General features: G+C 44.1%; 16 protein-coding genes. 7 read left to right on the top strand and 9 right to left on the bottom strand.

Annotated features, from left to right (window positions below; translation table 11 throughout):
* Positions 1 to 28: 28 nt before the first annotated feature.
* From RT064_RS02405 to RT064_RS02395, 3 genes are all read left to right on the top strand, one after another.
* The gene (locus tag RT064_RS02405; RefSeq protein ID WP_313061024.1) at positions 29 to 982 is read left to right on the top strand and encodes a chemotaxis protein CheB; all 954 of its coding nucleotides are present in this window, start codon (positions 29 to 31) and stop codon (positions 980 to 982) included.
* Between the two features lie 57 nt (positions 983 to 1,039).
* Complete coding sequence (locus tag RT064_RS02400) at positions 1,040 to 1,603, top strand: hypothetical protein (RefSeq protein ID WP_313061023.1); 564 nt, start codon at positions 1,040 to 1,042, stop codon at positions 1,601 to 1,603.
* A 104-nt stretch (positions 1,604 to 1,707) separates the two neighbouring features.
* Positions 1,708 to 2,265, top strand: a complete 558-nt coding sequence (locus RT064_RS02395; protein ID WP_313061020.1) for a cytochrome b — start codon at positions 1,708 to 1,710, stop codon at positions 2,263 to 2,265.
* Positions 2,266 to 2,372: 107 nt separating this feature from the next.
* On the opposite strand, the gene minE is transcribed toward RT064_RS02395, so the two are convergent.
* From minE to RT064_RS02370, 5 genes are all read right to left on the bottom strand, one after another.
* The gene (minE, locus tag RT064_RS02390; RefSeq protein ID WP_313061018.1) at positions 2,373 to 2,645 is read right to left on the bottom strand and encodes a cell division topological specificity factor MinE; all 273 of its coding nucleotides are present in this window, start codon (positions 2,643 to 2,645) and stop codon (positions 2,373 to 2,375) included.
* A 3-nt stretch (positions 2,646 to 2,648) separates the two neighbouring features.
* Positions 2,649 to 3,461, bottom strand: coding sequence for a septum site-determining protein MinD (gene minD, locus RT064_RS02385; protein ID WP_062332529.1), 813 nt, complete (start codon positions 3,459 to 3,461; stop codon positions 2,649 to 2,651).
* A gap of 255 nt (positions 3,462 to 3,716) precedes the next feature.
* Complete coding sequence (gene minC / locus RT064_RS02380) at positions 3,717 to 4,718, bottom strand: septum site-determining protein MinC (protein WP_313061016.1); 1,002 nt, start codon at positions 4,716 to 4,718, stop codon at positions 3,717 to 3,719.
* A gap of 180 nt (positions 4,719 to 4,898) precedes the next feature.
* The gene (locus RT064_RS02375) at positions 4,899 to 5,960 is read right to left on the bottom strand and encodes a hypothetical protein (protein WP_313061013.1); all 1,062 of its coding nucleotides are present in this window, start codon (positions 5,958 to 5,960) and stop codon (positions 4,899 to 4,901) included.
* Between the two features lie 148 nt (positions 5,961 to 6,108).
* Positions 6,109 to 7,077, bottom strand: coding sequence for an acyltransferase (locus RT064_RS02370; protein ID WP_313061011.1), 969 nt, complete (start codon positions 7,075 to 7,077; stop codon positions 6,109 to 6,111).
* A gap of 567 nt (positions 7,078 to 7,644) precedes the next feature.
* Between RT064_RS02370 and RT064_RS02365 the strand changes: the two genes are divergently transcribed.
* On the top strand, positions 7,645 to 8,295 hold the full coding sequence (locus tag RT064_RS02365; protein ID WP_007115417.1) for an OmpA family protein: 651 nt from the start codon (positions 7,645 to 7,647) through the stop codon (positions 8,293 to 8,295).
* A gap of 135 nt (positions 8,296 to 8,430) precedes the next feature.
* Here RT064_RS02365 and RT064_RS02360 read toward each other — a convergent pair whose 3' ends face one another.
* The 3 genes from RT064_RS02360 to RT064_RS02350 form a co-directional block, all read right to left on the bottom strand.
* A complete protein-coding gene (locus RT064_RS02360) occupies positions 8,431 to 8,931 on the bottom strand; it encodes a YfbM family protein (protein ID WP_219300435.1) in 501 nt (166 codons plus the stop codon).
* Between the two features lie 179 nt (positions 8,932 to 9,110).
* On the bottom strand, positions 9,111 to 9,818 hold the full coding sequence (locus RT064_RS02355) for a DUF1345 domain-containing protein (RefSeq protein WP_313061008.1): 708 nt from the start codon (positions 9,816 to 9,818) through the stop codon (positions 9,111 to 9,113).
* Between the two features lie 38 nt (positions 9,819 to 9,856).
* On the bottom strand, positions 9,857 to 10,603 hold the full coding sequence (locus RT064_RS02350; RefSeq protein ID WP_313061006.1) for a pseudouridine synthase: 747 nt from the start codon (positions 10,601 to 10,603) through the stop codon (positions 9,857 to 9,859).
* Positions 10,604 to 10,824: 221 nt separating this feature from the next.
* On the opposite strand from RT064_RS02350, the gene RT064_RS02345 reads away from it, so the two are divergent.
* The 3 genes from RT064_RS02345 to glyA all read left to right on the top strand — a co-directional run bounded on the left by RT064_RS02345 (position 10,825) and on the right by glyA (position 14,178).
* The gene (locus tag RT064_RS02345; protein WP_313061003.1) at positions 10,825 to 12,063 is read left to right on the top strand and encodes a GNAT family N-acetyltransferase; all 1,239 of its coding nucleotides are present in this window, start codon (positions 10,825 to 10,827) and stop codon (positions 12,061 to 12,063) included.
* Positions 12,063 to 12,668: a chorismate--pyruvate lyase family protein gene (locus tag RT064_RS02340; protein ID WP_313061001.1), complete on the top strand. Its 606-nt coding sequence runs from the start codon at positions 12,063 to 12,065 to the stop codon at positions 12,666 to 12,668. The genes RT064_RS02345 and RT064_RS02340 overlap by 1 nt, the downstream gene beginning before the upstream one ends.
* A 250-nt stretch (positions 12,669 to 12,918) precedes the next feature.
* A complete protein-coding gene (gene glyA / locus RT064_RS02335; RefSeq protein WP_313060998.1) occupies positions 12,919 to 14,178 on the top strand; it encodes a serine hydroxymethyltransferase in 1,260 nt (419 codons plus the stop codon).
* A gap of 136 nt (positions 14,179 to 14,314) precedes the next feature.
* Here glyA and RT064_RS02330 read toward each other — a convergent pair whose 3' ends face one another.
* Positions 14,315 to 15,244, bottom strand: a complete 930-nt coding sequence (locus RT064_RS02330) for a response regulator (protein WP_313060996.1) — start codon at positions 15,242 to 15,244, stop codon at positions 14,315 to 14,317.
* Between the last annotated feature and the right edge of the window lie 56 nt (positions 15,245 to 15,300).

The raw sequence follows: 15,300 nt of genomic DNA, 5'->3' as shown, positions 1-15,300 counted from the left end.
GCTGACCATGTAAAGGATACAATCATTCATGCTGTCAAAGCACTCACCGCCGCTGCGATTTTTTATCGTTGCTGAGGAAAATCAGCAACGGCTCGCCTTTAGTGATACCATTCGTTCATGGGGATTTGAAATTGTGGAATGCTTGGCAGCGTCACAGCTGACCGAAAAACATTTTCAGCAAAAAGTGGATGTGTGGCTAGTCGATACCCAAGATGATTACGCCGTTATTCAAAATGTTGAAAAACAACTGAATGTCAATTTGACTAAGATTGTATTACTGGGCTTTGTCACGGCGCCTTATATCAATGAAAGTCTGTCATATGCCAAATGGCAACGCCAACTGAAGCGAAAAATCGCCATAATGCTAGAACGTAGCGATTTGCTAGCGCACTATGAGGCTGCCAAGGGTGAAATCAAACTGTGGAAATATGTGGTATTGCTCGCGGCATCGATGGGCGGACCGCTCGCCATTAAGGAATTTTTAGATAATTTACCCGAAGATTTGCCAGTATCACTGTTACTAGCGCAGCACTTCAACCAAAATATGCTAAACACCTTGCCAAGAATTTTAAATCGTCACAACGAGTGGCGCTGTGACATAGTGACCAATACCCAAAAATTATTGTCAGGGCGTTGTTTGATTTTACCGATTGACCACAGCGTGGTGTGTGATTCCAATGGACGGGTAATTTTGCAGCGCAAACCTTGGCAAGGCAGTTACAAACCCCCAATCAGTGAGGTCATGCGTAATTGCAGCGAAGCGTTTGGCAACAACTTAATCACTATCGTGTTCTCGGGTATGGGCGATGATGGTAGTGATGCGGCAGCGACGGTCAAAAAAAATGGCAGTATTATTTGGGCACAAACCCCTGACAGCAGCACCTGCGCCAGCCAGCCACAAAGCATGATTGAAAGCAATCAAGTTACTTTTGTTGGTACCCCTAAGCAGTTAGCTGAGCAGCTAATTGCCTTGTGTGGCTAAGACGGTAGGCTAGCAGCGACCCCTAAATTTCTTATTAATCACTAAAATGAGCAAGCCATGGCAAACGAGTTAAACCGTTACTTTAAGCAAGATGAAGATGTAGGCGTCCTAAGTATCACCACAGGTCAATTAACCATTGCTCGAATTCCTTCTAGCAGTTCGCCTGACTGGATTGTGCCGCAAGCCTTAATTTTGAGTATTGATAACTATGATGAGCGCATTTGGAATTATCTTTGGCGCGGTCAAGAAGTTTCAGTGTATCACTTGTTGCCAAAAGATGAGCAGCCCACCCACTTAGTGGTGTTAGAAAGCGTCACTGATATCCATCGTATTGCCTTGCAAATTCACGGGGAAGTGACTTTTCATTCTGTGCGTATTGCTGATCTCAAAGATGCTGATGACGCCACTTACCAAGCTGAATTAGCGACTAACTACCCTGACTTATTAACCGCCTTAAACGCGCCAAATGATGAGCTCGTCGAGAGCTCACGCGCACCGAATTTGGCAGATTACAGCCTACAGCACGCCTATATTTTTCAGCCAGTCATGTTGGCAGGTGAATTGTGTGTGGTGCCAGATTTGGACAAGCTCTCGCATTTCTTGGTAGATTTAGATAGTTAGACGCAGTCCGCTTTTGTGCTATTTTGCCAACAGTCTGTTACTTTTATTTTGCCCAAACATTGCTAGAATAACCCAAAACAAATCATGATAAGGTAAAATCCATTATGGCATTATTTCCTGCAAATGAAGCGCCGCAACCGATTGCCCCACACGGTATCAACAAATGGTCGCTGTCGTCACGTATTTTCCATTGGATTAGCGTGGTATTGTTGATTGCGACTTGGGCAATGATTGAGCTGAATGAAGATGCGACTGACTTTACCTATTTTGATTTGCATAAAGCGTTTGGACTCAGTGTGTTATTTTGGACAGTAGGTCGTATTATCAACCGTTTTGTCACCAAAGCCCCCGCCGATGTGCCGATGCCAAAATGGCAAAATAAACTATCGCATTTAACCCATTTAGTACTGTACTTGATTTTACTTGCCATGCCTTTGGCGGGCTGGTTTTCTGTCATGTTTGATGGGGAAGGGGTGAGTATGTTTGGGCTATTTGATATCCCAGCCTTTGTCAGTGAAAACAGTAATTTGTCAGGCACGTTAGAAAAAATTCATAAAAATCTGTTGTGGACATTGCTGCTGGTGTTTACGGCCTTGCATATCATTGGCGCGCTGTATCACCAATTTATCCAAAAAGACCATTTAATTCGCCGTATGCGCTAAGTTAGCCGATAGTATAAAAAAGCCCATGTCATCATGGGCTTTTTAGTCACAATTTTTTAAATACAACCTAGATCAAAAACAATCTAGATTAAGCGCAATATGAATTATTAGCGTGTACTATCAGGCAAGCTGATATTCATCTCCAACACTTCCATGTTCGCTTCATTGTGATGTTGAATATTGACGTCATCAATGTTGACACCTGACACGTAGGTATTGACCACTGCCAAAATCTCACGTTTCATTTTTTCGATACGCTCTGGGGTTAACCGATTGTGCAAGCGGTTTTCGCTGGCAACGATGACCTTTAGGCGCTCTGCGGCAGTATTGGCACTGTTTGACTTTTGCTCACCGCCAAATAAATTACTCCAAAATCCCATAGCCTAACCTCCAAACCAGCGTTGTAGGAAGCTTTTCTTCTTCACCTCAATATGGCGATAGGGACGTTCTTCCCCCAAGAAACGAGCGACCATGTCATCATAAGTTTGACCGGCTTTTGAATTTTGATCCAGCACCACAGGTACACCTTGGTTTGATGCCTCAAGTACGCTATTGCTTTCAGGAATCACGCCAAGTAGCGGCACTTTTAGGATGTCATTAGAGATGCTGTTGATGTCCATCATTTCACCGCGCTCAGCACGCTCAGCGTTATAGCGGTTGATGACCAAGTGCTCACGTACCACGCCTGTACCTTCTTCAACTTTTTTGGTACGGCTTTGCAAAATACCAATGATACGGTCTGAGTCACGCACCGATGAGATTTCTGGGTTGGTCACGATGATGGCTTCATCGGCATGGTACATAGCAAGCTGGGCACCGCGCTCGATACCGGCGGGCGAGTCACACACGATGTAGTCAAATTGTTTGGCTAACTCATTAATGACTTCGGCGACTCCTTCATCTGTCAAGGCGTCTTTGTCGCGCGTTTGGCTGGCAGGTAAGATAAACAAGTTATTGAGTTGTTTGTCTTTTACCAACGCTTGTGACAGGCGCGCGTTCCCTGAGATAACATCAACAAAGTCATACACGATGCGGTTTTCACAGCCCATAATGAGGTCAAGGTTTCTAAGACCCACGTCAAAGTCAATCACCACAGTTTTAAAGCCGCGAACGGCGAGACCCGTAGCGAAAGAGGCACTGGTGGTGGTTTTACCTACCCCGCCTTTTCCTGAAGTTACAACAACGATTTTTGCCACTTTGGCATACTCCTATTCATAGCACGGTGTCAGTGAGGCAGTATTGAATCATTCAAGCCATACACACATTCACGCTAAACTGGTTTGAAAAATACGGATATAAATTAACGTAAATCGTTAAAAATTAAGACTTAAATTTTAGTTAGCCTAAATTTGGTTAATTGGACTAGTTTAGCATAAAAAACTTTTCGAAGTTAATCGACAGATTGACGATTTTTGCATAGATTATGGTATAAGTGGTTGTTTAGGTGATTGTTATTCCATCAACTCAAACACCAAGCCTTGTCCATCCAAGTAGCTGACTTGTACCGCTTTATCCAAATACTCAGTAGGAATATTTTCTTTTAGGCAATAAGTCCCCGCAACTGACACCAGTGAGGGGTTAAAACGCAAACAGAATATTTTGGCATTGGTATCGCCCGTCGCCCCTGCCACCAATCGCCCTTCGGCTTTGCCATACACGTGTAGGCTATAATCGGTAATCGCTTCCGCGCCGGCATTAATGCCTTTGGTCAAAATCACGTCGCCACCAACGTGGTTGATACTTTGACCTGAGCGCAACATTTGATTATGCACCAAATCGCCTTCAAGCTGCGATTGGTGATGCGGTGAGGCGACAAATTTTTCAGGTGCAGCTCCAGTATCATTACTTGTGGTCTCATTGCTTGCGGTTTTATTGGTTACGATATCACTGGCGGTTTGGCTTTGTCGCTGAGTCGCTTGACTGTCGGATGCGGGTGATTGGGTAGGGGATTGCGCAATGTTTTGAGAGGATGGGGTAGTTGCTGTGCTATCTGGCTTGCGCTCACTGCCCGTCGCCACATTTTTTGGTGCTTTGCCGTCAATGCGCTGCCCATCCGCTGGAAAAATGGCAATGCGAAGCTCATTGGCTTGGGTGTCATTGGCGCCTGTGACTAACCCAATCGGCTGTAACCCTAGCACCCATAAACCGCCCCAAAGCTGGGCTAAATTTAATGGCTGTTGACAACTGACAATCACCGGTAAGTTGGACTGGCGTTGACAGCCTAGCTTTTGTGCAATCTTTGTCAAAATTACTTTGATATCATTGCCTTCAATATTTAGGCGGGTAAAGTTCAGTAGTCTGCCCGTAATTTTCACGCTAGTGGCTACAGAGTCGGTGGGTAATGGGTTGGCTGGCTGCTGACTTTGCGGTGAATCCTGCTCGGATACGTTAAGGCTTTGTAAGTTTTGTGATGAACTATCTTGGGTCAAGTCAAGGGCAGCGGGCTGTGTCATGAAAAACCTTTTATAATAACTTTTTATACATCAAAATCGATTCATACCGCATATTAACAAGTATTATTTAAAACAACAACCATTCACCGCGCTATTTATTGTTTGGCAACCAAAGCCGTAATAGGGCGATAAAAAAAGCGTTGAATAGCGGCTATCGGTCAGCCAAATTGGTGGATGCAATCAGCGTATTTGGTGCTTCCATTGTTGAATGCGAACTTGGTTGGCAAGTGACGTCAAACTATCATCAATAATATCGCTAATTAATTTTTCTAGCGCAGGGCTAGTGACATCAATTTGTACCAAGCTTTTGGCGATTTCTTCATACATCAGCGTGAGCGTTTGCGGTTTGGTAAGGTTGGTGGTCAAGCTTAAGGTTAGATTCTCCCCAATGTGTTGCCCGATGCTGTGCATTTGGTTTTCTATCAGACTACCTGCAATCGGTATCAATCGTAATATGCGGTGCAGCTCGGGCGTATCGGTTAGCGCTTGCTGAATGGCGATGCCCACTTGTTCTGCCAATGGTTTGGCAAAGATGGCAGGGTGGGCGGGCGTGGATTGTAATAACGGTGTGGCCTCTTGCTGCAGCACTTCGACAATGACTTTTTGTATGTCATCCCGATGCTTGTCGATGATGTTTTTGACCAAATGCCCATCGGTGTTGCTTATTTCGGTGCGGATATTGTCAATCGCGGTTAAAATCACCCGATCAGAAATCTCTTCCATAATCATTTGATAATAAAATTTGATCGTGGCAAGCCAACTGGCGGGCAAAACTTTGTAGTCCAGTTCATGCAGACGATAACCAATCACGCCAACGCGCAGCAGTCGTAATGCGCGCAGCTGCGGTGCACAGCCCAACACTTCATACCAATGCACGAATGGAAAGAAAAACCAGCGGTAATAGCGTTTTTGGGCGATGGCAATCAACCAGCGAACCAAAAGCTCGGCTATCAAAAAGATAGTAAATAGACCCCCTGCGATTTTGAGCGGCTCGTGCCATCCTTGCTGATAACTGACGATGCTGTCAAAAAACCCCAGCCAATTTGCTATTTTTGCCATAAAGCTACTTAGCATCAAAGCGTCAAACCCCATGAGCAGCAAGTCCAACACAATGGCAATCATCATGATGGTATCGTAGGCTAACTGCCAACGACTGGGTTTGGCAGGGTGAGCAGCGAGCGGTTGGCTAATATTCGAGCTTGGCGTTGGGCTGGATTTTGGGTCTAAATTAGCAGTTGGCATAAAAAAGTGCTCAAAATGGGGTCAATACCGCAAAAAATGTGAGTGAGGACAAGGCAGGTAAGTCATACCTTGCATGACTCACCTGAGATTTTAACTAGCAGTGTCACTAGTGATATGTCATTAGTCATGTGTCGCTAATAATGTGTTGCTAGGGATGACGGGTAAAATCATCGAGCATGGCTTGGATACGTTGATCTTTTTGCTGCCACAAATCATCAAGCCAACGGTACATATCTATTTTGGTTTGTTCATCCTGCTGGTATTTGCCATCCATGAGCCGCTGTAGCAAATCATCTGGCAATGCAATTTTTTGAATATCCACCCCGATGCGTTTGATATTACCTTGCCACAAATCCTGATAGGTAGGAATACCGTCAGGATACACAATCGTCATATCAAGCACGGCGTCTAAATCGTCACCTAACGCACCCAATGCAAGTGCAATGCCGCCCGCTTTGGGTCTTAGCAAATGTTGATACGGCGATTGTTGCAAGTCACGTTTTTTTTTGGTAAACCGCGTGCCTTCGATAAAGTTAAGTAAGGTAAAAGGCTTGTCGAGTAAGTTTTGACAAGCGCGTTTGGCTTCGATGATATCGCGGTCTTCTAGCGCTGGATTTCTAGCAATCGCTGTTTTCGAGTAGCGTTTCATCATCGGAAAATCTAAAAAATAAAACGCTTGCCCCACAATTGGGATATACAGTAGCTCGTATTTGGCAAAAAATCGCGTTAATGGCAGTCGGTTTTCACTGATATATTGAATGACAGTGGTGTCGACCCAAGATTGGTGATTACTCAGCAAAATATATTTGCCATCGACCGACAAATCATCAGGCAGGTTGACGCGAAAATCAATATCGGGCAGGATATTTTCAATCAAACGATTGTTGGTATTGATCCAGTGATTGGCTATTTTTAACACGGATTTATCTGCCAATGCATGACCCGTTAATGTTTTTACTGCCCCCATCGCCCAAAGCGGTAGACTAAACAGCACTGAATTGCCGGTAATGGTGCCTGCCGCCACCGCTAAGCTGGCGTTTTGCGCCAAAGGTAATGATGTTTTACGCAGTTTATTTAACGTGTTTTTGAGCAATGATGGTTTATTGTTATTTGTCATATTTGGCTCCCACAAAGCTTATTAAAAAAAGCTTATTTAAAAAGCTTATTTGAATGAGACATAAGAAAAAATACTTGGCTTCATTAATTTGGCTTCGTTAATTGTAAAAATAAGTGTTAGTTTAGCAAACGTCAAAAATGTTCACTAATAAATTTTTATACACTGGCAAGCACAAATCTTTCGAGTTTAACGATGCTACGCTATAAATCCCAGTAAAGTTAATTGTCAAAAATTTTTATTAAAAATTAACAAGTTATTGAATAATCTGTAGATGATAGGTTGACTATGCAGCATAGTTTTCAACAAAATCACAAAGCATTTAATATATAAGAATAAATAATATAAATAATGAATACTTGAAAATATTTTGTAACAAATTATGCCATCCTACAACATCCTTAAGACAAATCATTACATATAAAGGAAAAGTTTATTGCATAATGAGCTCAATCACAAAGCAACTGAGTGTTGTCAGGTTTATCTGGCAAATGAGATAAAAACAACAAGTTGGTGCGTGGCAATTATAACTAAGCCATTATAACTAGAGGAATTCAAAGGAGATTACTCATGCGTACTAAATTATTAGCAGCTACTTTAGCATCAGGTGTTATCTTAACAGGTTGTGCAACAACGCCAACTGGTACGACAACAACAGGCATTACCGACAATAAAGCGCTTATTGGTGGTCTATTAGGGGCAGCCGCAGGTGCGGGTGTCTCAAAGGCAACGGGCGGTGAAAAAACCGGTCGTGATGCGGCAATCGGTGGTGTACTAGGTGCTGGTGTTGGTTACTACATGCAGCAACAAGAAGCTAAACTTCGTGCAGAAACCGCAGGTTCTGGCGTGACGGTAACACGTGACCCAGTGACTAATAACATTAACTTGTCTATCCCAGAAGCGATAACTTTCCGCGTTGGTGATTCTACTATTCTACCTAACTTCTATAATACGTTAGACAAAGTAGCTACCACACTACGTGACTATAACCAAACTAACATTCAAGTAAATGGTTACGCCTCAGTGGAAGGTGATGCAAATAGAAACCAAGCGTTATCACAACGCCGTGCATCAGCAGTCGCTAATTACTTAGTCAATCGTGGCATCTCTGGTAACCGTATCAGCGCTATTGGTCGCGGTGCGACAACACAATTTGGCTCAAGCTATGAACCAAACCGCCGTGTAGAGATGATTATCCTTGCACCGCAATCGGTTAACTAACCAGTCAGTTAACTAATCAAGTCAAGCTAGATGATATTTTCATCCGCGCATTGATAAAAAAAGCACCTTTTATAAGGTGCTTTTTGTTTAAGGTGCTTTTTTGGTTCAAAAAATAACAAACGGACTATATCGGTGTTATAAAATACTCACCACAATATTATTGCCATTGTCTAAGGCGTCATTATAAAACGCCAATAACTCATCATACGAAGCCAGCAATTCTTTATCCAAGTTTTCCTTTTTGTCTTGCCAAATATTGGGTGGAAAAATAGCTTGCTCACGTAGTGACTTCATCGATACTTTTTCTAAGCGTTTTTTAAAGTTAATTTGTTCTAGTACATCAACGATTTCAACAATATGTGCCCACGGGGTAAAAGCAATAAAATCGGCATCTTCACTGTCACTAAAAGTTTCCACACCCACCACAAACTCGCTGACAGGCTCATCAGGTACAGGCTCGGTGGCACTGTGTTTGGTTAGCACAAAATGGATAATGTCCCACAGTTTGCCCAAATCTACCAATTGCGCTTGAGGCTGCTCACTCATGCTTTCAAGTAACGCGGTTCGCGCTGTATCAGTGGCATTTTGCAGTTGCTCGAGCAGGGCGTTATCGACCATCAAATATTGTGCGATCATACAATTTCCTAGTTATAAAGTAGCGAGATATTGGCGTAGTGGGATATGACAGCTCTATCATTTTATGTTAAGACGAGGACCACAAGCGAAGATAGTATAACTCATACAGCAAGCGATTTTGACGATGTATTGACTTGAATTAAACCCACTCATTTAGCATACTGATTGGGCTGATTTATTTAACCGATTAGACCTACTGACATATTGATTAAGGACGCTAAAATTGCGGTATTAAAGAAAAATGATAACACACAATGAATGGTACCGATGATCCGACTTTGCTGGGTATTGAAGGCGACATCCGCTGTTTGACCAGATGTGCCAATGATGTAGGAAAAATATAAAAAATCCCAGTAGGCGGGGTCATCATCGTTAGGAAAATCTAGCATTTCTGTGTTTTTTTCTTCTTTAAGCAAGAAATACTCGTGGGTGTAATGAATAGCAAACATGGTATGAATAAACAACCAAGCCGTCAAAATCGTCATGGCGGTGAGCGCGATATGAAACAGCATCAAAGCACCTTTGGCGTCCTTGCTCGTGCCCAACTCTACGACAATCGCTAGCATACTGACAATCGCTGTGACAAAAACCAAAATCAGCATTAACACCGTGCCTTCGTCTTCAGCATGGGCTTTATCCAAAATTGCATGTTGATCGGCTTTATACATCATCCGAAAAATAGCCAATAAATATACCCAAATTCCGATATTCCAAGCCAGCAAAAATTGCGTCACAAACTTCAATTTATCGTAGGCTACCGCAAACGTCCAATCTTTGGGCAATAGGCCAACCAGCGTCGATAACCCAAAATACACCACCACCATGGTGGCAAACCCTAACAGTAGACGAGGGCGGCTTTGAAAAAAACGATAGATGTAACCGATCATGGCTGTTTCCTCATAGCGGTTTACTTATGGCTGTCCACTCAGGGCTGTTTGCGTCGGTTTGTTGGGTGCTTTGATTGTGGCAATTTAGGCGTTAACACACGAGGTTTGTTGCGCGATTGTGGCGTTGTCGGTGCTGCGGATAAAGGTTGGACACCCAGCCGCTTTAAATCGGCAGATGATAGCTGTATTTGTGTGGATGCGCCAACCGCTAAATCTCCCAAACTAAAGCCACTCGATGCCATGCGAATCAGCCGCAAACAGGGCAACCCCACATGTGCCGCCATGCGACGCACTTGACGATTTTTACCTTCAAAAATGGTGATGGCTAGCCACGTGGTGACTTTGCGTTTGGCAATCTTGTCCGGCGCTTGCCAAATATGCTCGGCAATTTGTGCTTCGCTTAGCCGTACAACTTCGGCAGGTAAGGTGATACCGTCTTTGAGTGGCACCCCTGTTTGTAGTTGCTGTAGCTGGTCAACGCTTGCCTCGCCTTCCACCTGTATCCAGTAGGTTTTGCCTTGTTGTTTGCCTGCATTGGCTTTGGGTGGATGGGTCAAGGCTTTATTAACCTGCCCATCGGCGGTAAGCAGTAGCAACCCTTCGGAAGTGGCATCTAATCGCCCCGCCACGCGTAAGCTTTTATCGCTAAAATAATCGCTGAGCGTCGCAAAGTTGTTATTGTCATCGCTGCGAAATTGGCTAAGTACGCCATAAGGTTTGTTAAATAAAATCAGTGTCGGCATGGTAGAGGATGACAAGTGAGTGAAAAAAAGCTTAAATCGCATCAAGCAGTTGGCTGCTAAGTTGTTCAGTGTAAACGCTAATCTTGGCTATTGCAATTTGTCTATTGCAACAAAGTCACCGTTATAAACCACACCGCCCAACGCCATACATATTTTGCAAAATTGTGCCAAATTGTGCCAGATTGCGTAAAAGGATAAGCCCGTATTTTTGGGTAAAAACAAGGTATAATAATCCGTTCATAAAACTACAATAATACTGACATATGTCCTATCACTATCAATTTACCAGCGAGTTTGATTGGCGCTCACAGACACAGTGGCAGACGCCTGATACGCCCTTTATGTCCTTTGATTTTTGGCAAGCGCTCATAGATGCAAAGCTGATTGGCGGGCACAGCGATTGGTGGGTGCAGTATGTGCAGATTGTCGATGACAGTGCTCAACTGATTGCCGTGATGCCTGTGTTTATCAAAAAGCATCACCAAGGCGAATATGTGTTCGATTTTAGCTGGGCAGAAGCCTTTGAGCGCTATGGTAGAAACTATTATCCAAGATTGGTGACAAGCGTCCCCTTTACCCCCGTCACCGGCGAGCGGATTTGGGTGGCACAAGGCAAGTCATTAACCGCGCCACTGTATCAGACCTTACTACAAGCGATTGATGAATTGGCAAGCCGCTATCAAGCATCCACTTGGCACGGGCTGTTTTTCTCCCCAAAAAATGTCCAAGCGTTGCACAATATGCCCAATCTTTGTGAGCGGCTAAGCTGTCAGTTTTTATGGCAAAATCGCAATTTACAGGATAAAAAATGCGCCAATTTTGATGAGTTTTTGGCAACATTAACTGCCAAAAAACGCAAATCAATTAAAGTGGAACGCCAAAAGGTGCTCAAACAAAATTTAAGCTGTCAGATTAAACTCGGTGACGATATCACCGAGGCAGATTGGGCGGTGTTTTATCAATGCTATGCCATGACCTATTTGGTGAGAGGGCGGCAGCCGTATTTGAATTTAGCATTTTTTAAGCAGCTTGGGCAGACGATGGCAGACAAGCTGATGCTCGCTCAAGCGCATAACGCGCACGGTGATATCGTGGCTTGTAGTTTGTTTTTTTTCGATGACGATGCCGCTATCAGCACGTTATATGGTCGCTATTGGGGCTGCCTAGAAGACTATGATTGTTTACATTTTGAACTGTGTTATTACCAAGGCATTGATTTTGCTATCAAGCAAGGCCTTCGCTACTTTGACCCTGGTACCCAAGGGGAGCACAAGTTGATTCGCGGCTTTTATCCGGTGTTGACCCATTCGCTACACCGCGTCTACGACAAGGTGTTTGCCCCTGCCATTGCCCAATTTTGCCAAGACGAGCAGCAAGCTATATTGGCGTACCAAGCCGATGCGATGACCGCATTACCTTTTAATGACACCTATAAAAGCCAATTTTTTGGTGACGTTGCCGCGCAAGGCACCATACCCGATAATGATTTTTTGAAAAAATAATGATAAATGTTGGTCTAAACCTAAACCTGGCTGGCGCGCATTTGAGCGCAGCACACAAACAGCAGATACCGCCGAAACTTATCCCTTGGCTGACGTCAACAGGGTCGCTCACCGCCAAATTTGAAGCCTTATCTCAGCATAAACTCATCGTACAGCCGACGTTTGAAGGACGGCAAACCTTGTCCTTGAGCGAAAAGCGCCAACTGCAGTTACCGCTTGGGGTGAGCCAATCGGCTTGGGTGCGCGAAGCCTTATTATTTGGCAAGCCTAATCAAGATGCTTGGGTGGTGGCGCGGTCTGTATTTCCGTTTGCCAGCCTCATTGGTAATGCGCGAAAACTGGCAAATCTGGGCACAACACCGATTGGCTATCTACTGTTTCGTCGGCATGGCGCAGTGATGACCAATCGCTGGATTGATGTGACAGCGCAAGGCTGGCGGCGCACCACCCTTTACCAGTGGCAAGGCAGGCATTTTTTGATTAGTGAGACTTTTTTACCGGCATTTGAAAATAGCCTTATGGGCGAAGAAGAAAATGGCATGATTCATGTCAGTAGCGATAAAGGCGAGGGATGGGTACAAAAACCATTGGTTGCCGTGCGCTAGTATTTAAATAGTTAGCCAAAAAAAGACAGTTAGGGTAACTGTCTTTTTTTATGAAAATTTTTTGGATGGCGCGTTGTATTAATGAGTTTTTCAAACCAATATTAGTCAGGTCAGTAGCCGACGACAAGTAATAGGACAAATTCAGCCAAATGGCTGGATTATTCACTAAAAAAAACCAAACCATGCTAAACTAAGCAATATTTTTCGGTTTTATCCGCCCATTTTTTGACTCACTTAAAAGGAAATTGCCATGTTTAAAAATGTCACTATTCACCAGTTTGACGCTGAACTTGCCCAAGCAATGGACAATGAAGCCAAACGTCAAGAAGACCATATTGAACTGATTGCTTCAGAGAACTACTGTTCACCAGCGGTGATGGAAGCGCAAGGTAGTCAATTGACCAATAAGTACGCGGAAGGTTACCCAGGCAAACGTTATTACGGTGGCTGTGAATATGTTGATGTGGTTGAGCAATTAGCGATTGACCGTGCCAAAGAATTGTTTGGCGCGGATTATGCTAACGTACAGCCACACGCGGGTAGCCAAGCCAACAGCGCGGTATTTTTAGCCTTATTAAAAGCGGGTGACACGGTACTTGGCATGAGCCTTGCTGATGGCGGTCACTTGACGCATGGTGCGCATGTGAACTTCTCTGGTATCAACTATAAAGCCGTACAATATGGCTTAAACAAAGAAACGGGCATCATCGACTATGATGAGGTCGAACGCCTAGCCAAAGAACACCAACCCAAAATGATTATTGCGGGTTTTTCTGCTTATAGCCAAGTGGTTGACTGGCAAAAATTCCGTGACATCGCAGACAGCGTTGGCGCATACTTGATGGTCGATATGGCACACGTCGCAGGACTGGTTGCCGCAGGGGTTTATCCAAGCCCTGTGCAAATCGCTGACGTTACTACCACCACTACCCACAAAACCCTACGCGGACCACGTTCAGGCTTAATCTTGGCAAAAGCCAACCCAGAGATTGAGAAAAAACTCAACTCTGCCGTGTTCCCTGGCAACCAAGGTGGTCCATTGATGCACGCGATTGCAGGTAAAGCGGTGTGTTTTAAAGAAGCGTTAAGTGATGATTTCAAAACTTACCAACAACAAGTAGTTCAAAACGCTAAAGCCATGGCGGACGTCATCATGTCGCGCGGTTATGACATCGTCTCAGGCGGCACGGAAAACCACTTAATGCTGATTAGCTTAATCAAACAAGAAATCACCGGTAAAGAAGCGGATAAGTGGTTGGGCGATGCCCACATCACCGTCAACAAAAACGCGGTACCAAATGACCCTAAATCACCGTTTGTGACGTCAGGGGTGCGTATTGGTACGCCCGCAGTCACTACCCGTGGGTTTGGTGAAGCGGAAGTAAGAGAATTGGCTGGCTGGATTTGTGATGTGCTCGATAGCCGCGGTGACGAAAAAGTTATCGGCGAAGTGCGTGAAAAAGTCCAAGCAATTTGCGCCAAACACCCAGTGTACGAGCAAACAGCTTAATCATCGGCTATTAAAAATCGCTCAAAAAACCGCCTAAGTAGTGACTCTAGGCGGTTTTTTTATGGCTAACATTCATTGATTGAAACGGCTCAAATGCCACGCTTTGCCCCTCATATATTATGCACTAGATTTTAAGCTAGGCAAATCGCGATTTACCAATACCAAAGCGTGATAAGAATTTTTTGACTTTATTACCAAAACTACGCGTTTCAACTTCAGTGACGGCATCAACGACATGTCGCGCTTGTAATTTTGGTTGATTGACTAACGTTTGGTGATAATCATAAGCGCGCTGAATACTAATTTCTAATAAGGATAAATTACTGGGACGCGGCAGGTAGCGATACACTTGCCCTTTATTGATCAAGTCAATTAAGGTGTGGCTGTCGTTGAGTGAGGTGAGTACCAATACCGCTAAATCAGGGAAGCTTTGTTTTAACGCATAGATCACGGGTGAAATATTCTCGCCACCCAAGGACACATCGGTGATTGCCACGCCAAAACGGTCATTTTCAAGTAGCTCAATCGCTTTTTCTAACGAATTTGCCCAGTGAGTTTCAAACTGGGTGAATTTTTGCTGCATCTGTAAATATACCATCTCACTGTCATCGATCACCAACACTTTGCGTTTGGCGATGGTTGGCTGAGCGACCTGCAGATTTTCTTTGAATACATCTTTGGTTTGCAGCGCGATTTGGGTGGCTTGATTAACGATACTTTTAAGCTCATCCGTCTGCCAAGGTTTGGTGATATAGCGAAAAATCTCCCCTTCGTTGATGGAATCAATTACCGCAGTTAAGTCTGCATAGCCGGTCAATAAGATGCGGATGGTATGGGGTGATACGTCTTTGACCTCTTTTAGTACTTCGACACCCAGTTTTTTTGGCATGCGTTGGTCGCTAATCACCACTTGAACCTCGTTATTTTGCACATAGCTTAGTAGCTCATCGGGCTCGGTGGTGGTAAACACTTCATGGGTGGCGCGAAAATGCATTTTTAGGCTGCGTAGAATGCGGTCTTCATCATCGATAAAGGCGATTTTAGGTTTGGTAACGGTCGTTATCATGGTCATGTCACTTAGGTAGGTTGACTATAATTAAGATTGACTACAATTAAGGTTGA

It is taken from the genome of Moraxella sp. CTOTU49097, assembly GCF_032064105.1.
Lineage (GTDB): Bacteria > Pseudomonadota > Gammaproteobacteria > Pseudomonadales > Moraxellaceae > Faucicola > Faucicola osloensis_B.
The sequence above is the reverse complement of the archived record's forward strand: the minus strand, read 5'-3'. Positions and strand labels throughout refer to the sequence as shown.